Consider the following 19,089-nt stretch of genomic DNA (forward strand, 5'->3'; position numbering starts at 1 on the left):
AATGCTGGAGATACTGCAACAATCGGCGATATCAGCGGGTCGGGCCATTCTCGACATCTACAACGCAGGCCCGGCGGTCACCTACAAGCCGGACTTTTCGCCGGTCACCGACGCCGATGCCTGCGCCGAGCGCATCATCCTGGCGGACCTCGCCCGCGCCTTCCCGGAGGTGCCTGTGGTCGCCGAAGAGGCTGTCGCCGCAGGCTTCGTGCCTGACATCGCCGGCAAATCCTTCTTCCTTGTCGATCCGCTCGACGGCACGAAGGAATTCATCGGCCGGCATGACGACTTTACCGTCAATATCGCGTTGATCGAAAACGGCGCGCCCGTGGCCGGCGTCGTTTACGCACCGGCGCTCGGCATCCTCTATGCGGCGAACCACGGCAAGGCAGTGAAGGCGGTCATCGACGAGACCTTTCGCCTCGACCATGAAACGATCATTGGCTGCCGCAGTTGCGGCGATCGCATGGTGGGTCTAGCCAGCCGTTCGCACAACAGCGCCGAGACGATCGCCTACCTCGCCGAGCACGGCATAGCCGACTACAGAGCGGTCGGCTCGTCCCTCAAGTTCTGCCTTCTCGCCGAGGGGCTCGCCGACGTCTATCCGCGCTTCAGCCGCACGATGGAATGGGACACGGCCGCGGGCGATGCCATCCTCCGGGCGGCTGGCGGCGAAACACTGACGATGGACGGTGCGCCGCTCACCTACGGCAAACGCAACCAAAAGAACGACAGCGACTTCGCCAACCCCTGGTTCGTTTCGCGCGGCAAGCCGTAAGGACCCCGCCGGGAACCCATCACTCTTGCCGAATTCCGGCCGCGATCAGCTGGCCGAGCGTCCTCTCGTTGAACGGCTTGTCTATCCGCGGGACGTCCCGCAGATGCCCTGGGAAAAGCTCCATGTCGCTGTAGCCGCTGGTGAACCCAAACGGCATGCCGCGTGCAAGCATCGCATCGGCAACGCCGAAGCTCGTATGGTTATCGAGACGGACGTCGAGGATTGCAAAGTCAAAGCTCTGTCGAGACAGGATCTCCATCGCCTGGTCCGCATTCGCCGCGATCGTCACCTCGGCAATACCGAGCGACGTCAGGATTTCTTCGGCATCCGATGCAATGAGGAAATTGTCTTCGAGAACAAGAACGGTCCGGACCTGCGGCGGAACTTCGTCCATCCAGCTTACTCCACCTTTTGCGCGCACCGACAGGGCATTTGCGCCGATAAGAGCAAGCTATAGGCGCCTCGAGGCGGCCCGGCATTTAAATAAGACATGTAGCGTCGATTGGGGCCAAGCGCGGAACAACCGACCGGTACTGACGTTCAACACCGGTAGCGGATCACGATCGCAAGCGATCGCTGTTTCGCGGCTTTCTCAAGATAGAACGGGAGCAGGAGAATGAAGCAGACAGCCTCCGTGCTTAAACCGAAGGTCAAGGACGAAGAATTCGACATCGGCCTGACCAGGGCCTACCGTCAGCAGATGGCAGCGGCACTGTCCGACATCCTTGCCGATACCTACAAGCTGGTGATCAAGAGCCACATCTACCATTGGAATGTGGTCGGCCCATTGTTCAAGCCGCTGCACGAATTGACGGAAGAGCACTACAACACGCTCTTTCAGGCGACTGACGTGATTGCCGAGCGGATACGTGCACTGGGTCACCTCGCCCCAGCCAAACTCACCGAGGCGGCGGCATTTGCCCCGAGCGGCGGCTCCGTCAACCACGCGAGCGCGGCCGACATGGTGGCCGACCTGATTGCCGATCACGAGGCGGCCGTGCGCCGCATGCGCGATGCCGGCACCAAGGCGGACGAGAACGACGACCTTGTCACCACGGACATGCTGACCGATCGCCTCAACTTCCACGAAAAGGCGCTTTGGATGCTGCGAGCGATCGTCGCAGCCTGATCCTATCGGGGTCCGGCATCGATGCGGCGACGTTCGCCGCATCGGAAAGGAAAGGATACGGCTCCCTTCAACGGCATTTCAGATGAAGGGCCGCTTGGGTTCATTCAACCCTTCCCAGCCCGAAATCGCAAGCAATCCATCGATATCGCGGACATTGCAGCCCTTGTCCGCCCAGCGGATCAGGTCGCGCTCGGCAAGCTTCTTCAACGTCTTGTTGGTATGGACGATCGAAAGACCCAGCGTATCGGCCACATGCTGCTGCGTGACCGGAATGGCGACGCGACTGCTGCTGAAAAGGTCGAGTGCCTTTGCACGCTGGTAGAGAAAGGCAAGCAGGTAGGCGGCCCGTTCCAGCGCCGAGCGGCGACCGATGCTCAGGAGGTTCTCATCCAGAATGCGCTCCTCGCGCGCCGCGATCCAGGTGAGGTCATAGGCGAGTTCGGGATAGTTGGCGAACAGGCGGTTCAGCTTGCCGCGCTCGAAAACGCAAAGGGTCACCGGCGACAGCGCTTCAATCGAATGCTGCATCTCCCCCATCAGGCTGCCCTGCAGGCCGATCAGATCACCCGGCATCACATAATTCAGGATCTGGCGGCGTCCGTCATCGAGCATCTTGTAGCGAAAGCCCCAGCCGGAAAGCACCGTGAAGAGGTGGGCGCTGTGCGCGCCTTCAACGAGGATGGTTGCGCCGCCATCGACTGCGAGTTCACCGGTCTTGAATTGCGACACAAAGGCGAGTTCTTCATTTGTGAAGGCGCGAAAATGGTCGAGCTTCCGCAATGGACAGCTTTCGCAAGGTGTGCGTTTTTCGTTTCGAGTTGCAGTTCCGTTCATCGTTCCATCCGCGAAAATGCCTTCGGCCACGCGTTCAATGCAAAACTGCAAGTAGCGCCGGAGCTGCCCGGGACAAGGGACGGCCTTGAAAACACATGGTTTTCAGGAGCCTCTTGCCGAGACGCCAATGGACAGGCCGTCCTTGGCGCCCTATCTCTTGCATTCGATCCCACCGCTGGAGCTTCCGCCATGCTGCACCCCGCCTTCGCCCCCAACAATGTTGCCGTCGTCACCGGCGCCGCCTCCGGCATTGGATTGGCAGCATCGCGCCATTTCGCCTCGCTCGGCCTGCGCGTCGTGCTCGCCGACCTCGCAGGCGAGAGATTGGACAAAGCGGCCGCCGAGGTCGCTGCCGTCGCGCCGGCGGGTGCGCAGCACGTCGTTGCGGTCCCGACTGATGTCTCGCGCCTCGAAGATCTGGAAGCGCTCGAACGCGAGACGCGTCGACGGTTCGGAGAGGTGCACGTGCTGATGAACAATGCCGGTATCCAGCCCGGCAGCGCCATGCTCGGTGCGTTGGCAGCCTGGGAGGCGACGATCGGCGTCAATCTCTGGGGTGTCATCAATGGTGCCCGCACCTTCGCGCCGGGCATGGTTGCCCATGGCAAGGCGGCGGTCATCATCAACACCGGCTCGAAGCAGGGCATCACCACGCCGCCGGGCGACCCGGCCTACAATGTCTCGAAGGCGGGTGTGAAGGTCTTCACCGAAGCGCTGGAACACGAGTTGCGCAACACCGCCGGCAGCCAGGTTCATGCTCATCTCCTGATCCCCGGCTTCGTCTATACGTCGCTGACGGCCCATGGCCGCACCGAGAAGCCCGCCGGCGCCTGGACGGCCGAGCAGACCGTCGACTTCATGATGGAAAGTCTCGCCCGCGGCGATTTCTATATCCTCTGCCCCGACAACGACGTCGCCCGCGCCACCGATGAGCGACGCATTCTCTGGGCTGCCGGCGACATCGTCGAGAACCGGCCGCCGCTGTCTCGCTGGCATCCGAAGTACGCGGAAGCGTTCAAGGCGTTCCTCGAAAAGGATCGCGACTGATCCCCGGACGTAAACACAGCGTTCGCCGCAGCGCTTCTGGTGCTGGCGCCGCGCTCCGTGTTTTGTGAGCAGAGACCAATGAGGAATCAAGAATGACGAGCGGCATCCACCACATCACCCTGATTGCCCGGAAGGTCCAGGCAAACGTCGATTTCTATGTGGGGTTCCTGGGTTTGCGCCTCGTCAAGCGGACGGGCGGATACGAAGACGCCAACCAGCTGCACCTCTTTTATGGTGACGCCGAGGGCTCGCCCGGATCGCTCGTCACCTTCCTGATGTGGGAGGACGGCGGTCGCGGCCGGGTGGGCCACAGCCAGCCGAGCGAAATCGCCTTCGCTATCCGGCCGGAGAGCATCGGCTTCTGGCTGACTCGGGCGCTGCAATTCAACATCGCCACCTCAGGGCCGTCGCAGGAGTTCGGCGAACCGGTGCTGCGCCTCAAGGATCCGGACGGCGTCATCGTCAAGCTCGTCGGCACCGAGGCGGTTTCGGCCACGGCTCCCTGGAGCACGCGCGATATCCCGGAAGAGGATGCGATCCGACGCCTGCGCGGCGCCACAATCCTTACCGAGAAGCCGGCAGAATCCGTTCGCTTCCTGAAGACCCATTTCGGTTACAGTGAAACGGCCTCCAGCGATACCATCCGTCGCCTCACCTCCGCCTCCGGCGACGTTATCGACGTGCGCGACGCGACTGGCTTCTGGACGTCTGCGCCTGGAACCGGGACGATCGACCACGTTGCTTTCCGCGCGCCGGATCGGGCTGCCGTGGAACAAGTGGGGGTCGACCTGCGACGCGATGGCGCCGGCGCCATCAACGCGCATGACCGCAAATACTTCTATTCGCTCTACGTGCGCGAGCCCGGCGGCTCGCTCTACGAACTGGCAAGCGACGTGCCCGGCTTCACCGTCGACGAACCCGAGGAAACCCTCGGCACCGAACTCTTCGTCCCCGCACATTTCGGCGCCGCCAGGGAAGAATTGCTGCTCGCCATGCCGCAGTTCGCACTGCCGGGAGAACCGCGCCTGACGCAAAGGGATCTACCCTTCGTGCACCGTTTCTACCATCCGGAGCACCTGAACGACCGCACCTTCATGCTGCTGCACGGCAGCGGCGCCAACGAGACGCAGCTCCTCCATCTTGCGCACCAGGTCGACCGCGAAGCGACACTCGTCGGCATTCGTGGCCGGGCGAACGAAGAAGGTTTGCCGCGCTGGTTCCGCCGCTATTCACCGACGACCTTCGACCAGAAGGACGTGCGCGCGGAGGCCGATGCCTTCGCTGCCTTCGTCGAGGGAGCCGAAGACGGCTACCGCATCGATCTCGAGAAGACCGTCTTCATCGGCTACTCCAACGGCGCCAACCTGCTGGTCGCGCTGATGCTCCTGCATCCGGGACTGATCCGCAACGTCGTGCTGATGCGCTCGATGCTCGTGCTCGACGATGTGCCGCCTCCTGATCTCTCGGGCACGAACATCCTGCTGCTGACGGGCCAGCACGACAGCTACGGAGAATTCGCGCCTCGCCTGAAGGCGGAGCTGTCACGCACCGGCGCGGATCTGACGACGACAGAACTCGACATGGGGCACGAGATCGGCGCACCTGATATTGCTGCAATCCAGCAATGGCTGGAGGAGAAGGGGCTGTAAGTCCCCCCGCCCCGCCTCCGACTGTCCGGCACCCCCTCTGGTCGGGCTTCACCCGAGCATCCATTGCCAAGCCGGTGCCGCATCGTGGATCCTCGGTCGAACCCGAGGATGACGAGAGCGTCGCGTTACGACGATGTCAGCCGCCTACGCTTCTTTTTCCGCCCTGGCAAAATCCGCGAACGCCTTGACGAAGGCTGCCAGTCGGTCGCGGGCAGCCGCATCCGTCAGCGTCCCCTCGCCGTCGAAAAGCGTGTCCGCTTTGGGCAACATCAGCCGCTTGCCCGACCAGAGCTCGGCACCGAGCGTGCGCATGACGGGCAGCCACGCGTTCTGACTGAGAATGGTGCCGAAATTGCCGGGCGAGGCGCCGGCGAGCGCGAAAGGTCGGTTGCGAAACACCTTGGCGATATCGGCCGATGGCCGGCTCAACCAGTCGATCGCGTTCTTGAACACGCCCGGAATGGAGTTGTTGTATTCAGGCGTGAACAGGATGACGCCATCGGCGGCCATCACCTGCTGCTTCAGAACCGTCACAGCCGGCGGAATACCGCTCTCTTTTTCGATATCGCCATCATAGAGCGGAATACCGTGCAGTGTCGCGGTGTCGAATTTGACGTCATCCGGCAGATTTTCCGCGGCCGCCCGCATCAGGCCCGTGTTGAACGACGCTTTGCGCAGGCTCCCGGATATGCCGAGGATTTTCGTCATGAGATCTGATCCTTCCTACTCTACAGGTCCTTGCGGGCGCGCCTCGACAAGGTGAGGGCGGGTTAAGGGCGGAAAGCTGCACATGTTTTCCTCACCCCGCTCTGATGCAGAACGCGACAGCCGTCATGATGGGTCCGTGCGCGACCGATGTCCAACAGGACCAGAGGGATAGAGACAAAAAAGCCGGGGACGAACCCCCGGCTTGTCGTTCGGACCAGACTGTTAGACCAGCGGCTTCAGCCGTGCCTCGATCTGGGCGCGCTTCGGCTCCAGGAACGGCGGCAGCGACAGGCTCTCGCCAAGCGTTTCCATCGGCTCGTCGACGGCGAAACCGGGACCATCGGTCGCGATCTCGAAGAGAACGCCATTCGGCTCGCGGAAATAGAGCGAGCGGAAATAGAAGCGTTCGACCTCGCCGCTCGACGGCAGGCGGAAGCCATTGAGACGTTCGGTCCATTCCGTCAGCGCCGCATTGTCGGGCGCCCGGAAGGCGACGTGATGCACCGCACCAGCGCCCTGCCGGGCAATCGGCAGACCCGGCTGGACCGCGACATGCAGTTCCGCCGCTGGTCCCCCTTCGCCCATCGTGAAGACATGGACCTCACCCTCACCATCCGGCGACGGATAGGTCCGCGCCGCGCTCATGTTCATCACATGAGTCAGGACCAGTTCTGTGTTGGTGATGTCGGGCACGCTGATCGTGATCGGCCCGAGGCCCTTGATCTGATGTTCGGCTGGAACCGGGCTCTTTTCCCAAGGATGCGAGGGCTGAAGTCCGCCGTCGTCGATCAGCCGGAAGCGCTGGCCTTCGCGGTCCTCGAAATCAAGCGACAGGCGTCCGTCGATTTCGGAGACTTCGCCGACCGTTACCTTCAGCTCGTCGAAACGACGCTTCCACCAGCGTACACTCTCGGCGCTGCCGACCCGGAGGCCCGTGCGCGAAATGCTGTGCGTGCCGCGGCCCTCGGGCCCGACCGGCCAATCGAAGAAGGTCAGGTCGGTTCCGGGCGTGGCACGGCCGTCAGCGTAGAAAAGGTGATAGGCGGTGGTATCGTCCTGGTTGACGGTCTTCTTGACCAGCCGCAGACCAAGCGTCTCGGTATAGAAGCGCAGGTTCTCCGGCGCGTTCGCGGTGATCGCCGTCAGGTGATGGATCCCAGTCAGTTGCAAGCTCATGATTGCCTCCAAAGCGTGGCATTTCTGTTGAGCACCATATGGGATGTCGGATCGTTTCCGACAGTGGATCAATAAAGAACGGAACGTTCCCTCACGGTGAACAATCACCCCCGCATCGTCGCTGAAAAAGCACCGACTTCATGGTTGCCACCAGTGAGATCGGGCGCAACCCGCACACCCTCAACGCCGATTGAGATCGCCGAGATAGGTGTTTTCAAGGCGGGAGATTGCATAGGCCCGCGGGTCGATCTCGACCAGCAGCATGGTTTCCTGCCCTGCCCCCGCCTTGGCGAGCAACTGCCCGTCGGGTGCGGCAATGCGCGACAGGCCGGCGAAGGAAAACAGCGGGTCCGAGCCGTGATGATTGATGTAGGCGACGAACACCTGGTTTTCGAAGGCGCGCGTCTGGATCATGTGCTCGGCGATGAAATTACCGGACCAGCCGGCCGGAAGCGCCGTCGGCACCAGCACGGCCTCTGCACCAGCCAGAGCCAGCCGTCGCACGTTCTCCGGAAACTCGACGTCGTAGCAGATCAGCATGCCGCAGGTGACGCCACGGTGCACGAAGAGCCGGGTCGACGGTTCCGGCGCCCGGAAGATCGCGCGCTCGTAATCGCCGTAGAGATGGGACTTGCGGTAGATGACCGGTGTTGCCTCGCCGTCGACGTAGACGGCGCTGTTGTAGACGTCGTTGCCGTCGCGCTCGGCAAAGCCGGCGATGATCGCAATGCCGGTCTCCGCCGATATCGCCTTGAGACGCTGAACGATCGCACCGTCTGCGAGCTCGGCGAGCGCCGTCAGCGCCTCACCGGCGCCATAACCGGTGACGCCGAGCTCCGGCGTCAGCAGCAGCGTCGCGCCTTCGGCCGCAGCATCCTTGGCGGCGCGCGCGATGCGGTCGAGATTGGCGACGACGTCACCCGCCGCCGACTGCATCTGGAGAGCGGCGAGCTTCATCATTTTCCATCCGACGACATGGCACCGAGCAGCTTCGGCAGGTCGCCGAAGCGGGCGACGAGACCGAAGATCACCGCAGCCGTCGTGACGAAGAGAACCGTCACCGAAGCCATGGTCGGCGTGTAGCCGTAGCGAAGCGCGTTGAAGATCTTGATCGGCAGCGTTTCCACGGTAAAGCCGACCGTCATGTAGGCAACGATGTATTCGTTGAGCGACAGCACGAAGGCGAAAGCATAGCCGGAGACGATATAGGGCAGGATCAGCGGCAGCACGACGGTGCGGAAGATCGTGCGCTCGTCGGCCCCCATGGTCGAGGCTGCCTCGACCAGCGAACGGTCGATCGAGGTAAAGCCGAGCGAAAGGGTCACCAGCGGCAGCGTCACGAAGAAGATCGCGTGGCTGACCACGGCCGTCCAGGGTTGGCCATAAAAGCCGACCGTCGCCCAGAAGGTGAGCATGCCAAGCGCGGTAATGACCGGCGGCAGGGTAAAGGGTGCGACGCCGAGAAGCTGGAAGATGTTCGCCCAGGGCGCGATACGCCGCCACAGGAACCAGGAGAGCGGCAGCGCGATCGCAACCGCAAGGGCTGCCGAAAGCATCGCCAGCGTCACCGAGGCAAAAAGGGCGTTGCGCCATTCCGGATTGAGGAAGATCTCGCCGTACCAGGAGAGCGAAAAGCCCTGGGGTGGAAAGGCGAGCGTCTGCTTCTGATTGACCGAGACGCCGGCAACGACGATCAGCGGCAACGACAGGAACAGGCCAATCAGGAAGAAATAGGCCTTGCGGAAGATCGAGGTCATGCCGCTTCTCCCTTGCGTCCGGCAATCACGGTGAGTGCCACGAGCCCGAGCGTCACGAGCACGAGGAAAACGGCCATGGCGGCGGCGAACGGCATGTTCGACTGGTAGATCGCCTGGTCGGTGATCAGCACCGACAACGTCCAGTGCTGCGGCCGGCCGAGAAGCTGCGGCAACAGGTAGGAGCCGAGCGCGAAGATGAAGACCATGATCAAGGTGGCTGTGATGGTGTTGCGAAGCGCCGGCACGACCACGGTGAAGAAGGCTTTGAGCGGCGAGGCGCCGAGCGTGCGCGCCGCTTCCGTCAGGGTCGGATCGAGACGCACAAGCGCCGGGAAAAGCACCAGCACCGTATAGGGGAAGGCCTGGTAGACCATGCCGGTCAGCACCGCACCAAAACTCGGCGTCAACGCCTTGGCCTCGGCCATTATGCCGAGCGCGACCAGGATATTGGTGATGCCGGCGGTGCGCGAAAACAGCGTCGACCAGGCAAAGCCGATGATGACTTCCGACAGCGACAGGATCGACAGAAGCGCCACCAGCCAGACGACCTGCACCTTCCGCGCCATGCGCGTCAGCATGTAAGTGAAGGGCAAGGCGAGCACGACGCAACAGATCGCCACGATGATGGCGAGCATCAGCGAGAAGCCGAGCACCCCGCCGAAGAAGACGGAGAGGAAGCGGGCGTAATTGTCGAAGACGAAGGCCGGCGTGTAGAAGCCGCCCTGCTGGCGCTGGAAGAAGCTGACGGCGATCATCGTGCCGAAGGGCACGACGAAGAAGATCGTCAGCATCGCTGCAGGAAAGAGGAGCGGCGCGTAGTCGCCGAGGGTCTGGGGCGGTTCGCGTCTCATTTCTTCAGCACCACGCAGACATCGGGAGTAAGCGCGATGCCGACCTCCTGGCCGACCGAAACGTCGGGCCGGGCGCGCGGCGTGGAGACGGCGACGATCTGATGTCCGGCGATGTCGACGAAGGTTTCGATCGTGCCGCCGAGATCACGCACGAAGGTGACCTTGCCGGTGAGCGCGCCGGCGCCAGGGGCAGTCAGGTGCACGTCTTCCGGGCGCACCGACAGGGTGCCCTTGGCGGCACCGGCCGGCAATTCAAGGCCGGGGACCGCCTGGCCGAGAACGACGGCGCGGCCAGAGCTGTCGCCCGTAACATCGAGCAGGTTCGTCTGGCCGATGAAGTCGGCGACGAAGCTGTCGGCTGGTCGGCGATAAATCTCGATCGGCGACGCGGCCTGGCGGATTTCGCCACCGCTCATGACGACGACGGTATCGGCCATGGTCATCGCTTCGCGCTGGTCGTGGGTGACGACGATGGTGGTGATGCCGAGCTTCTGCTGAAGCTGGCGAAGTTCCACCTGCATCGCCTCGCGCAGCTTGGCGTCGAGCGCCGACAGCGGCTCGTCGAGCAGGAACAGTTTCGGCGAGATCGACAGTGCGCGCGCGATCGCCACGCGCTGGCGCTGGCCGCCCGAGAGCTTGGCGACCGGACGGTCGGCATAACCAGTCAGATGGATCATCGACAACAGTTCGTCGACGCGCTTCTTCTGGTCTTCCTTTGCCGCACCGCGGATGCGCAAGGGATAGGCGATGTTTTCGCCGACGGTCAGATGCGGGAATAGCGCCAGCGACTGAAACACCATGCCGAGATTGCGCTTGTGCGTCGGTACCCGGGTGATGTCCTCGCCGTCGAGCCGGATCGCCCCACCGGTCGGCAGGTCAAGGCCGGCGATCATCCGGAGAAGCGTGGTCTTGCCGCAGCCGGAGGGTCCGAGCATGCAGACGAAGGTGCCGTGCGGCACGGTCAGGTCGACATTGTTGACGGCCCTGAAGGTTCCGAATTCCTTGACGACGTTTTGAAGGGCAAGTCCGGACATTGTTTCTCCGCGGAAAAGTCCCCTCCGCCTCATGGGAGGGGTTCAGGCGGGGAGCGGCCGGCAGCCCCTCCCCGTCGTTAGGTCGGTGTTTCTCCCCGATGACCGGAGAGCAGGCAGGATCAGCCGACGATCAGCTCGGTCCACTTCTGGTTCAGCCAATCCGACTTCGTCTGGTAGAGGTCGTAGCGCGGCACGATCGGCTCGATATCCGACGAGACGGCTGCGAATTCCTTGTCGGTGAGATCCGTGACCTCGCGCTTGACGGTCGGCGACGTCCCGACCTTACGCGACAGCGTCGCCTGGATCGAGGGCTGGCACATATAGTCGATGAAGATATGGGCCTCTTCCGACTTCTGCGAGGCACGCGACAGCGCCCAGCAACCGGAATCCTGGATGCCGCCTTCCTTCGGGAAGGTCGAACGAACAGGATGGCCATCAGCGGCGGCAAGGCCGGTCACGTCGTGATAGTACTGGCCCATCGGGATTTCACCCGACTTCAGCGACTGCTCGAACTGCGCCTCGTCGCGGTACCACAGGCGGACGTTCGGCTTCACTTCGGCAAGCTTGTCGAATGCCTTGAGCAAGCCCTCTTCCGTGTCGAGCGCATTGGTGCCGCCGAGGAACGTCTTGGCCGTCACTTCGAGCAGGAACGAGTTGGAAACGAGCGCCAGAAGGCCGAGCTTGTCGGCATTCGCCGGATCCCAGAAGGCGGACCAGGAAGTCGGCGCTTCCTTGTAGACGTCGGTGTTGGTCACCAGCGTGATGTACCAGGAGACGGCGCCGATGCCGGCAATGCGGCCGTCCGGATACTTGTTGACGAAGCGATCGAGCAGGTCCGATGCGTTCTTGATCTTCGCCGTATCGATCGGCGTCCAGAGATCGGTCGACTGGCCTTTCAGCATTGCCACCTGCGACATCATTGAGACGTCGGCCGGCGCCTGGCCGGCGCGGGCGGCCTGTTCGAGCTGGACCAGCCAGGCTTCACCGGTCGGTTCGGCGATCGATTCAACCGCGATGCCGGTCGCCTTGGTGAATTCCGGGAAGATGTTCTTGTCGAACGAATCCTTGAAGTAGCCGCCATAGACGCCGACCTTCAGCGACTTGTCCTGCGCCCGCAGGATCGACGGCATCGCCAGCATGGAAGCGCCGGCAAGACCGGCGCCAAGCAGCGTGCGGCGCTTGATGGGAGTGGTGATCATTCTCGTTCTCCTTTTTGTTTCGGCGTTGCCCGCCTCGTTCCCTGTTGTATTTGATTCCTTACATGTTTTCAGTCCGGGGCGCGATCAGGATGCGTCCCAAAATCCGTGGCCTAGTGCGCCGGCGCCCTCCGCTCGAGCATGCGCGCATATTGCGTCAGCGGATAACACAGCACGAAGAAGATCACCGCAACCAGGCCATAGACCGTGAAAGGTTCGAAGGTTGCATTATTGATCGCATTGGCGGTTCTGAGAAGCTCCTCGAAGCCGATGATCGAGGTGAGCGCCGTGCTCTTGATCAACTGCACGAGGAAGCCGACGGCGGCCGGTCGGGTAATGGCAAAGGCCTGCGGCAGGATCACGAGGCGCAGTTCCTGAAGCCGATGCAGCCCGAGGCTTGCACCGGCATCCCACTGACCACGCGGCAATGCTTCCACGCCGCCGCGCCAGATCTCGGCAAGATAGGCGCTGGCATAGAAGGTGAGCCCGAGGGCGGCCGCCGTCCAGGGTTCGATGCGGAAGCCCAGCATCGGCAGGCCGAAGAACATGAGGAAGAGCTGCATCAAGAGCGGCGTGCCCTGGAAGAGCGCGATGTAGCCGGAACCGAAGCGGCGCAGCCACGGACGTTCCGAGATGCGCGCCGCTAGGATCGCGAGCCCGACCGCGGCACCGCCGGTGAAGGCGACGGCCGACAGAAGAGCGGTCCAGCGGGTGGCGAAGATCAGGTTGCGCAGGATGTCCCAGAAGGTGAATTCGATCATGACACGCCGGCTCCCAGCACACGCCGGCCACCGGCAACGAAGAGCCGCCGGACGGCCATCGAGAGGGCGAGGTAAATCAGCGTGACGACGAAATAGGTCTCGAACGAGCGGAAGGTACGCGCCTGCAGGAGATCCGCTTCGTGCGCCAGTTCCCGCACCGCGATCTGCGAGACGACCGCCGATTCCAGCATCATGATGATGACCTGGCTGGTGAGCGCCGGGAAGATTACCCTCAGCGCCTGCGGCAGGATGATCTTGATGAAGACCTGTCGCGGTTTCAGCCCGAGCGCAAATGCCGCCTCGCTCTGCCCCTTCGGCACCGCGTCGAGCCCCGCCCCGACGATCTCGGTCGTATAGGCGGCCATGTTGAGCGTCATCGCGACGATTGCCGCGATGATCGGGTCGAGGCGGATGCCGAGGCTCGGCAGGCCGAAGTAGATGAAGAACAGCTGCACCAGAAACGGCGTGTTCCTGACGACCTCGACGTAAACGGCCACGGCCTTGCGCAGTACACCGTAACGGCTGCGGCGGGCGGCCGCGAAGAGAATGCTGATCAGGATGCCGAGCACCGTGGTGCAGGCGATCAGGAACACGGTCATGGCCGCGCCATGGGCGATTGCGCCCGCGGCGTCCTTGAGCCAACCGAAGCTGAGGCCGTAGCCCATCGTCGCAACCTTTCCAACAGGTCCGCGAGAAGCAGGGCTCCTCGCGGCCATCAGGCTCTAGTTAGTCCTTGAGGTTGTCGGGGTTGAGCGGCGTCTTCAGCCAGGACTCGGAGCTCGCGTTCAGCTTGCCATCGGCAAGCATCTTGGCGACCACGTCGTTAACCGCCTTCTTCAGGCCGTCTTCGTTCTTGTTGAGGCCGATATGCGACGGCGAGGTCAAAAGCTGGAACTTCTGCTCCGGCTTCAGCGCCTCCTGGCGCGCAAGCACCTGGGCGCCCACGTCGTTGCCGACGACCATCAGCTGGGCCTGGCCGGAGATGAAGGCCTGGATCACGGCATTGTAGTTGTCGAAGCGCTGAATGTCGGCGTTGGCGGGAGCCGCCTCGGTGAGCGAGGTGTCTTCGAGCGTGCCGCGATTGACGGCAATGGTCTTCTCGGCGAGGTCTTCCTTGCCGGCGACCTTCAGCTCGGCCGGGCCGATAACGGCGATGTAGTAAGGCGCGTAGGCCGCAGCGAAGTCGATCACCTCGGCGCGTTCCTTGGAGAAGCCGACGCTCATCAGGATGTCGACGCGCTTGTCGTTGAGATAGGGAATGCGGTTCTGGCCGGTGACACTGACGAGGTTGAGCTTGACGCCGAGGTCGTCGGCGATCTGCTGCGCGACGTCGACGTCATAGCCCTTGATGCTCATGTCGGCGCTGGCCGAGGAGAAGGGTGGGAAGTCGGAGAAGATGCCGACATTGATCTGGCCGGCGGACTTGATGTCGGCAAGCGTATCGGCCTTGGCGATGCCGGCGGCCGCACCGAGCATCAAAGCGGCAGCGAAGGCTGTCTTCAGTTTCGAATGGATCGTCATGGTTATTCCCCTACCCGGAAGCTTTGTGGTTGTGCAGTCTGGTGGTCGGCCGCCGTTTCCGGTCCGGCAGCCGACAAACGTTTGTGTCAGGCGGACTTGCCGGTAATGGCCGGGCTATAGACCATCAGGCTCAGGATCTCGAAAAGCACCTGGGCGCCGGCATGGGCCGTGTTGGTCGTCGAATCGTATTGCGGCGCCACTTCGACGACGTCGCCGCCGACGAGATTGATGCCCTTGAGGCCGCGGATCAGTTCCAGCACCTCGCGGGTCGTGAGACCACCCACTTCCGGCGTGCCCGTGCCCGGCGCAAAGCTCGGATCGAGGCTGTCGATGTCGAAGGAGAGATAGGTCGGGCCGTCGCCGACGATCTTCTTCGCCTTTTCGATGATTGCGGGAATGCCGAGGCCTGTGACTTCCTCCGCATGGATGACGGTCATGCCGGACTCGTAGGAAAACTCCCAGAGATATTCGGCCGAGCCGCGAATACCGATCTGCACGACGCGGGTCGGGTCGAGCACGCCGTCGAGAACGGCGTTGCGGAACGGGCCGCCATGGTGGAACTTGGTGAGGTCGTAGGCGCCGCCGGTGTCGCAATGGGCGTCGATGTGGATCATGCCGACCGGACGCTTCTTGCCGACCGCCTTCAGGATCGGATGGGTGATCGAGTGGTCGCCGCCGACCGAAAGCGGAAGAACGCCGGCATCAACGATCTGGTTGATGCGCTTTTCGATATCCTCATGGCTGAGCTCCAGCCGGTAGCGGCTCTGGAACGGTACGTCACCGATATCGGCGACACGCAGTTCCTGCACCGGGGTGCAGCCAAGCACGTGGTTATAGGGGCCGATGCGCTCGATCGTACGCAGCGCCCGCGGTCCGAACCGCGAGCCCGGACGGTTGGTGACCCCGAGATCCATGGGAATGCCGACAATCGCCACCTGAAGATTGCCGAAATCCGGGTTCTCCGCATCGACCGGCATATGCGGCGCGGTCAGGAAGGTCGGGATGCCGGAGTAAGGCGCAAGCCGCGTTCCGCTCTTGTTGAAGATCTTGTCGGCAACCTTGCGGAAGGTGGGGTCGAACAGCTCGCCGCCATGGCTTTCGCCGTATTTCGCCTTCAGTTCGGCAAGCTTGTTGTCGTCCCTGGCCATCGGTTCAATCCTCCGTCATCCATAGCCCGAGGCATGCGCGCGAGGCGCCACAGAATTTTGTCTGCGGATGGGGCCGGCTCGTCCGGCGCGATCATGTTCCCCAGGCTTTTTCGCCTTTGTTGACGATTATTAGGCGGCAATTCCCCTAGAAAATCAATTGACATTGTTATAGCGTTTCGTGTGAGAAAAATTCACATAACAGCAATTGCCGGAACCGCTCGATTTGTCCAGCCGCCTGCCGCCCTTGAACCCTTTGCGAGCCTTCGAAGCGACGGCGCGACGGGGCTCCGTATCGGCTGCCGCGCGTGAGCTGAACGTCACTCACGGTGCGATCAGCCACCAGATCCGCGCGCTTGAACTCTCGGTCAAGGCGGCCCTCTTCGAACGGGGCGGCAAGCGGCTGAAGCTGACGCCGCAGGGCGCGCTGCTCCTGCCGGCCGTCACCCATGCCTTTGCCGAGATCGCCGCGGCGACGGCGGCGATGACGCGTCCGACGACGAGCGGCGAACTGCGCATTACCTGCGTTCCCGCACTTCTCTCCTTCTGGCTGATCCCGCGGCTGCATCTCTTCACCGAACAGTATCCGGACGTGCGCCTGACGCTGATCGCTTCCAATGACGAGGCCTATCTGCATTCGCCCGATGTCGACGTCTGCCTGATCTATGGCGACGGCAACTGGTCGGGCGCGTGGGCGAAGCTTTGGAGTCGGCTGGAGCTTTTTCCGGTCGTGAGCCCGACACTGCTCAACATGCGGCCGCTGCGCTCCGTGCGGGATCTGCGCGACCACGTGATGCTGCATGGCGACGACGGCCGCGAGTGGAACACCTGGCTCGCCGCAGCCGATGCCAGTGACCTGCAGCGCGGGCGGCAGCATTTCATGAGCGATGCGCGGCTCTCGACCGAAGCCGCGCTGCACAATCAGGGCGTGGCACTCGGCGACACTATCACCGCCGGCAGCCTGATCGCGCGCGGCGAACTGATCGCCCCCTTCGACCTGACCGTGCCTGCCAACGACGCCTTCTTCGTCGCCTGCCGCAACGAGGTGCTGGCCGCCCCGATCGTGCGCATCTTCATCGACTGGATGTTTTCGACGCTCGAAAGCGACCCTATGCCGGAACTGCAGACTTCGGCCCGCACGATTATTCGCAGCCGGGCCTCGAAATTGGAGCCAACAGATCGTAAATCGGGCAAGGACAGCTTTCAGCCGGTCTCGGCGCCGAGCCGCGCCCGCCGCGCCGATCGCCCGCAGAAACGTAAAGCCAAGGCCTGAGGCAGGATGAGGAAAATGTACGCGGTTTTCCGCCCGCATCCTGCTTCAAACCATCGTGATCTAACGCAGGAACACCCGCCATGCCGCATTTCAACCCGCTCGTCGAAAAGCTCTCGCCGCCGCCCGTGCCCTCGGTGCTGGCCTGGGCGAAGTCCTACGACGGCTCCCGTGGCCCGCTGATCGACCTGTCGCAGGCCGTGCCCGGCTATCCTGCGCATCCGGATATGCTGGCATGGCTCGGCGAGACCGCCGCCTCCACCGCCTATACCGGCTATGGCGCGATCGAGGGCGAAGCAGTGCTGCGCGAAGCCTATGCGGCTCATGTCGCCGGGCTCTATGGCGCGGCGGTGACGGCCGACAACATTCACATCACCTCGGGCTGCAACCAGGCCTTCATCTGCACGGCGATGGCGATTGCCGGCGCGGGCGATACGATCCTGATGACCAACCCCTACTACTTCAACCAGGAAACCACGCTTTCGATGCTCGGCATCAATGTCGAGCTCGTACCCTGCGACGCCGGTGCCGGCTTCCTGCCCGAGGTCGACGCGATTTCTGCAGTGCTTCGCCCCGGCATCCGGGCACTTGCGCTGGTCTCGCCCAACAACCCGACCGGCGCCGTCTATCCGCCGGAGCTGCTCGCCCGCATCCACGAGGCCTGCCGCGCCAAGGGTGTCTGGCTGATCCTCGACGAGACCTATCGCGACTTCCTGCCCGACGCGTCCGTCGCGCCGCACGGCCTGCTTTCGAGCGAAGGCTGGCAGGAGAGCTTCATCGGCCTCTACAGCTTCTCCAAGTCCTTCTGCATACCCGGCCATCGCCTCGGTGCCATCACCGCCGGCCCTGCTGTCATCGAGCAGGTGACGAAGATCATGGACAACCTGCAGATCTGCGCGCCGCGCTCGGCCCAGGCCGCCGTCGCCAAGGCCATCCCCGCGCTTGCCGACTGGCGCCAGGCCAACCGCGCCGAGATTGCCGCGCGCGCCGATGCGCTGCGCGATGTCATGAGCCGGTTGCCGAAATGGAAGCTGCAGGCGGTCGGCGCCTATTTCGCCTACGTCCGCCACCCCTTCCCCGATATCGACTCACAGTTCATTGCCGAGAAGCTCGCAAAGCTCGCCGGCGTCGTCTGCCTACCGGGCGATTATTTCGGCGAAGGCCAAGAGAACTACCTGCGCTTCGCCTTTGCCAATGCGGACGCCGAGACGATCCGCAAGCTCGAAGAGCGGCTGGCAAATTTCACACCGCCGGGCCTCTAAGAAGTCAGCAGAAAGCGCGCGGCGTTATCCGCGCCGCGCAATGAGGATGCCGATCAATACGATCGCCCCGCCGATCGCCTGCATCAGGCCGACCGGCTCGGCAAGCAGTATCCAGGCGAGGATCGCCGCCACCACCGGCTGCAAGAGCAGGGTTAGCGACGAAAAAGCAGGCGGCAGATACGCGAGCGCATAGGTGATCGCCACCTGCCCGCCGGCATGGCTGACGAAGGCGAGTCCGAAGAGCATCGCCCAGCCGAAGGCCGTCACCGGGAACAGCGACTGTTCGAAGACAACCGCCATCGGCAGCATGCAGATCGCCGCCGAAGCGGTGCTCCAGATCATGATGCGCACGGTGCCAAAGAGGCTGCGCAGCCGGCCGATCGCCAGGATATAGCCGGCATAGAACATCGCCGCGACGACGGCGACGCCGTCGCCGACGAGGTTGCCCTCGCCCAGCGCCATCGGGCCACCCTTGAGGGTCACCACCCCGGCAACGGCCGTCACGAGGCCAATGACGAAGACGGTGCTAATACGCGCCCGAAACAGAAGCCAGCTTGCGAGCGTCACGAAGACGGGCGCGAGGTTGGCAAGCAGCGTGGCATTGGCGACCGACGTCTTGGTCAGCGCATAGTGCCAGGCCGCAAGATCGATCGCGAGAAACACGCCGGGCAGAATGAGCAGCGCATATTCCGAGAGCTTTTGCGGGCGCCGGTCATTGGCACTCTCCCCGCGAAACCACGACCACGCGAGCAGCGGGATCAGCGCCAGCGCCACCCGCCAGAAAGCGGTCGCCATCGGCCCCACCTCCGACAGCCGCACGAAGATCGGCGAACCGCCGATTGCAGCGCCGCCGATGAGGAGTGCCGCCATGGCAACGCGATTGTGGGCTGTGGAATGCGATGCGTGGGTCACGGGAGATATCCGGAAGGGGCTTGGTAGCCAGAGGCAAGAGGCCCTGAGCGCTTCGCAGC

General features: G+C 63.2%; 20 protein-coding genes. 6 read left to right on the forward strand and 14 right to left on the reverse strand.

Features of this window, described 5'->3' with window-relative positions; translation table 11 throughout:
* Window position 1 precedes the first annotated feature (1 nt).
* Window positions 2–778: a 3'(2'),5'-bisphosphate nucleotidase CysQ gene (gene cysQ, locus ACN9MO_RS13485; protein WP_058320750.1), complete on the forward strand. Its 777-nt coding sequence runs from the start codon at window positions 2–4 to the stop codon at window positions 776–778.
* 19 nt (window positions 779–797) lie between these two features.
* Here the strand turns inward: cysQ and ACN9MO_RS13490 are convergent, their stop codons facing one another.
* Complete coding sequence (locus tag ACN9MO_RS13490) at window positions 798–1,172, reverse strand: response regulator (protein ID WP_058320749.1); 375 nt, start codon at window positions 1,170–1,172, stop codon at window positions 798–800.
* A 222-nt stretch (window positions 1,173–1,394) separates the two neighbouring features.
* On the opposite strand from ACN9MO_RS13490, the gene ACN9MO_RS13495 reads away from it, so the two are divergent.
* Window positions 1,395–1,907: a Dps family protein gene (locus ACN9MO_RS13495; protein WP_058320748.1), complete on the forward strand. Its 513-nt coding sequence runs from the start codon at window positions 1,395–1,397 to the stop codon at window positions 1,905–1,907.
* A 78-nt stretch (window positions 1,908–1,985) separates the two neighbouring features.
* On the opposite strand, the gene ACN9MO_RS13500 is transcribed toward ACN9MO_RS13495, so the two are convergent.
* Window positions 1,986–2,741: a Crp/Fnr family transcriptional regulator gene (locus ACN9MO_RS13500; protein WP_057249124.1), complete on the reverse strand. Its 756-nt coding sequence runs from the start codon at window positions 2,739–2,741 to the stop codon at window positions 1,986–1,988.
* A 189-nt stretch (window positions 2,742–2,930) separates the two neighbouring features.
* Here ACN9MO_RS13500 and ACN9MO_RS13505 point away from each other — a divergent pair, with 189 nt between their 5' ends.
* Complete coding sequence (locus ACN9MO_RS13505) at window positions 2,931–3,788, forward strand: SDR family NAD(P)-dependent oxidoreductase (protein WP_112994645.1); 858 nt, start codon at window positions 2,931–2,933, stop codon at window positions 3,786–3,788.
* A gap of 92 nt (window positions 3,789–3,880) precedes the next feature.
* Entirely contained in the window at window positions 3,881–5,437 is a 1,557-nt protein-coding gene (locus ACN9MO_RS13510) for a VOC family protein (protein WP_113132158.1), read from the forward strand.
* Window positions 5,438–5,581: 144 nt separating this feature from the next.
* Here the strand turns inward: ACN9MO_RS13510 and ACN9MO_RS13515 are convergent, their stop codons facing one another.
* From ACN9MO_RS13515 to speB, 11 genes are all read right to left on the reverse strand, one after another.
* Window positions 5,582–6,145, reverse strand: coding sequence for an NADPH-dependent FMN reductase (locus ACN9MO_RS13515; RefSeq protein ID WP_113132157.1), 564 nt, complete (start codon window positions 6,143–6,145; stop codon window positions 5,582–5,584).
* Window positions 6,146–6,367: 222 nt separating this feature from the next.
* Window positions 6,368–7,321, reverse strand: coding sequence for a ring-cleaving dioxygenase (locus ACN9MO_RS13520; RefSeq protein ID WP_112994648.1), 954 nt, complete (start codon window positions 7,319–7,321; stop codon window positions 6,368–6,370).
* A gap of 180 nt (window positions 7,322–7,501) precedes the next feature.
* Window positions 7,502–8,281 carry a carbon-nitrogen hydrolase family protein gene (locus ACN9MO_RS13525; RefSeq protein WP_113132156.1) on the reverse strand — a complete coding sequence of 260 codons (780 nt, stop codon included), beginning with the start codon at window positions 8,279–8,281 and terminating at the stop codon, window positions 7,502–7,504.
* Window positions 8,278–9,078, reverse strand: a complete 801-nt coding sequence (locus ACN9MO_RS13530; protein WP_112994650.1) for an ABC transporter permease — start codon at window positions 9,076–9,078, stop codon at window positions 8,278–8,280. Before ACN9MO_RS13530 ends, ACN9MO_RS13525 begins: the two co-directional genes overlap by 4 nt.
* Window positions 9,075–9,929: an ABC transporter permease gene (locus ACN9MO_RS13535; protein WP_058320742.1), complete on the reverse strand. Its 855-nt coding sequence runs from the start codon at window positions 9,927–9,929 to the stop codon at window positions 9,075–9,077. The genes ACN9MO_RS13530 and ACN9MO_RS13535 overlap by 4 nt, the downstream gene beginning before the upstream one ends.
* Window positions 9,926–10,963, reverse strand: a complete 1,038-nt coding sequence (locus tag ACN9MO_RS13540; RefSeq protein WP_112994651.1) for an ABC transporter ATP-binding protein — start codon at window positions 10,961–10,963, stop codon at window positions 9,926–9,928. The genes ACN9MO_RS13535 and ACN9MO_RS13540 overlap by 4 nt, the downstream gene beginning before the upstream one ends.
* A 119-nt stretch (window positions 10,964–11,082) precedes the next feature.
* The gene (locus tag ACN9MO_RS13545; RefSeq protein WP_112994652.1) at window positions 11,083–12,162 is read right to left on the reverse strand and encodes an ABC transporter substrate-binding protein; all 1,080 of its coding nucleotides are present in this window, start codon (window positions 12,160–12,162) and stop codon (window positions 11,083–11,085) included.
* Between the two features lie 110 nt (window positions 12,163–12,272).
* A complete protein-coding gene (locus ACN9MO_RS13550) occupies window positions 12,273–12,920 on the reverse strand; it encodes an amino acid ABC transporter permease (RefSeq protein ID WP_425985204.1) in 648 nt (215 codons plus the stop codon).
* The gene (locus ACN9MO_RS13555) at window positions 12,917–13,585 is read right to left on the reverse strand and encodes an amino acid ABC transporter permease (protein ID WP_112994653.1); all 669 of its coding nucleotides are present in this window, start codon (window positions 13,583–13,585) and stop codon (window positions 12,917–12,919) included. The genes ACN9MO_RS13550 and ACN9MO_RS13555 overlap by 4 nt, the downstream gene beginning before the upstream one ends.
* 61 nt (window positions 13,586–13,646) lie before the next feature.
* Window positions 13,647–14,441 (reverse strand): transporter substrate-binding domain-containing protein, encoded by a 795-nt coding sequence (locus tag ACN9MO_RS13560; RefSeq protein WP_112994654.1) that lies wholly within the window; start codon window positions 14,439–14,441, stop codon window positions 13,647–13,649.
* An 86-nt stretch (window positions 14,442–14,527) separates the two neighbouring features.
* On the reverse strand, window positions 14,528–15,589 hold the full coding sequence (gene speB / locus ACN9MO_RS13565) for an agmatinase (protein WP_113132155.1): 1,062 nt from the start codon (window positions 15,587–15,589) through the stop codon (window positions 14,528–14,530).
* Window positions 15,590–15,812: 223 nt separating this feature from the next.
* Between speB and ACN9MO_RS13570 the strand changes: the two genes are divergently transcribed.
* Both ACN9MO_RS13570 and ACN9MO_RS13575 read left to right on the forward strand, forming a co-directional pair.
* Window positions 15,813–16,859 (forward strand): LysR substrate-binding domain-containing protein, encoded by a 1,047-nt coding sequence (locus tag ACN9MO_RS13570; protein WP_057249123.1) that lies wholly within the window; start codon window positions 15,813–15,815, stop codon window positions 16,857–16,859.
* Between the two features lie 80 nt (window positions 16,860–16,939).
* A complete protein-coding gene (locus ACN9MO_RS13575) occupies window positions 16,940–18,118 on the forward strand; it encodes an aminotransferase (protein ID WP_057249000.1) in 1,179 nt (392 codons plus the stop codon).
* A 24-nt stretch (window positions 18,119–18,142) separates the two neighbouring features.
* Here the strand turns inward: ACN9MO_RS13575 and ACN9MO_RS13580 are convergent, their stop codons facing one another.
* Window positions 18,143–18,988 carry a DMT family transporter gene (locus tag ACN9MO_RS13580; protein ID WP_082615760.1) on the reverse strand — a complete coding sequence of 282 codons (846 nt, stop codon included), beginning with the start codon at window positions 18,986–18,988 and terminating at the stop codon, window positions 18,143–18,145.
* Window positions 18,989–19,089: the final 101 nt, after the last annotated feature.

The organism is Ensifer sp. R-19 (assembly GCF_049905105.1).
In the GTDB taxonomy this organism is placed as follows: domain Bacteria; phylum Pseudomonadota; class Alphaproteobacteria; order Rhizobiales; family Rhizobiaceae; genus Ensifer.

Bases quoted from the DNA above. Each gene is read 5' to 3' on its own strand.
- cysQ (WP_058320750.1), top strand. From the start codon at position 2: ATGCTGGAGATACTGCAACAATCGGCGATATCAGCGGGTCGGGCCATT.
- ACN9MO_RS13490 (WP_058320749.1), bottom strand. From the start codon at position 1,172: ATGGACGAAGTTCCGCCGCAGGTCCGGACCGTTCTTGTTCTCGAAGAC.
- ACN9MO_RS13495 (WP_058320748.1), top strand. From the start codon at position 1,395: ATGAAGCAGACAGCCTCCGTGCTTAAACCGAAGGTCAAGGACGAAGAA.
- ACN9MO_RS13500 (WP_057249124.1), bottom strand. From the start codon at position 2,741: ATGAACGGAACTGCAACTCGAAACGAAAAACGCACACCTTGCGAAAGC.
- ACN9MO_RS13505 (WP_112994645.1), top strand. From the start codon at position 2,931: ATGCTGCACCCCGCCTTCGCCCCCAACAATGTTGCCGTCGTCACCGGC.
- ACN9MO_RS13510 (WP_113132158.1), top strand. From the start codon at position 3,881: ATGACGAGCGGCATCCACCACATCACCCTGATTGCCCGGAAGGTCCAG.
- ACN9MO_RS13515 (WP_113132157.1), bottom strand. From the start codon at position 6,145: ATGACGAAAATCCTCGGCATATCCGGGAGCCTGCGCAAAGCGTCGTTC.
- ACN9MO_RS13520 (WP_112994648.1), bottom strand. From the start codon at position 7,321: ATGAGCTTGCAACTGACTGGGATCCATCACCTGACGGCGATCACCGCG.
- ACN9MO_RS13525 (WP_113132156.1), bottom strand. From the start codon at position 8,281: ATGATGAAGCTCGCCGCTCTCCAGATGCAGTCGGCGGCGGGTGACGTC.
- ACN9MO_RS13530 (WP_112994650.1), bottom strand. From the start codon at position 9,078: ATGACCTCGATCTTCCGCAAGGCCTATTTCTTCCTGATTGGCCTGTTC.
- ACN9MO_RS13535 (WP_058320742.1), bottom strand. From the start codon at position 9,929: ATGAGACGCGAACCGCCCCAGACCCTCGGCGACTACGCGCCGCTCCTC.
- ACN9MO_RS13540 (WP_112994651.1), bottom strand. From the start codon at position 10,963: ATGTCCGGACTTGCCCTTCAAAACGTCGTCAAGGAATTCGGAACCTTC.
- ACN9MO_RS13545 (WP_112994652.1), bottom strand. From the start codon at position 12,162: ATGATCACCACTCCCATCAAGCGCCGCACGCTGCTTGGCGCCGGTCTT.
- ACN9MO_RS13550 (WP_425985204.1), bottom strand. From the start codon at position 12,920: ATGATCGAATTCACCTTCTGGGACATCCTGCGCAACCTGATCTTCGCC.
- ACN9MO_RS13555 (WP_112994653.1), bottom strand. From the start codon at position 13,585: ATGGGCTACGGCCTCAGCTTCGGTTGGCTCAAGGACGCCGCGGGCGCA.
- ACN9MO_RS13560 (WP_112994654.1), bottom strand. From the start codon at position 14,441: ATGACGATCCATTCGAAACTGAAGACAGCCTTCGCTGCCGCTTTGATG.
- speB (WP_113132155.1), bottom strand. From the start codon at position 15,589: ATGGCCAGGGACGACAACAAGCTTGCCGAACTGAAGGCGAAATACGGC.
- ACN9MO_RS13575 (WP_057249000.1), top strand. From the start codon at position 16,940: ATGCCGCATTTCAACCCGCTCGTCGAAAAGCTCTCGCCGCCGCCCGTG.
- ACN9MO_RS13580 (WP_082615760.1), bottom strand. From the start codon at position 18,988: ATGGCGGCACTCCTCATCGGCGGCGCTGCAATCGGCGGTTCGCCGATC.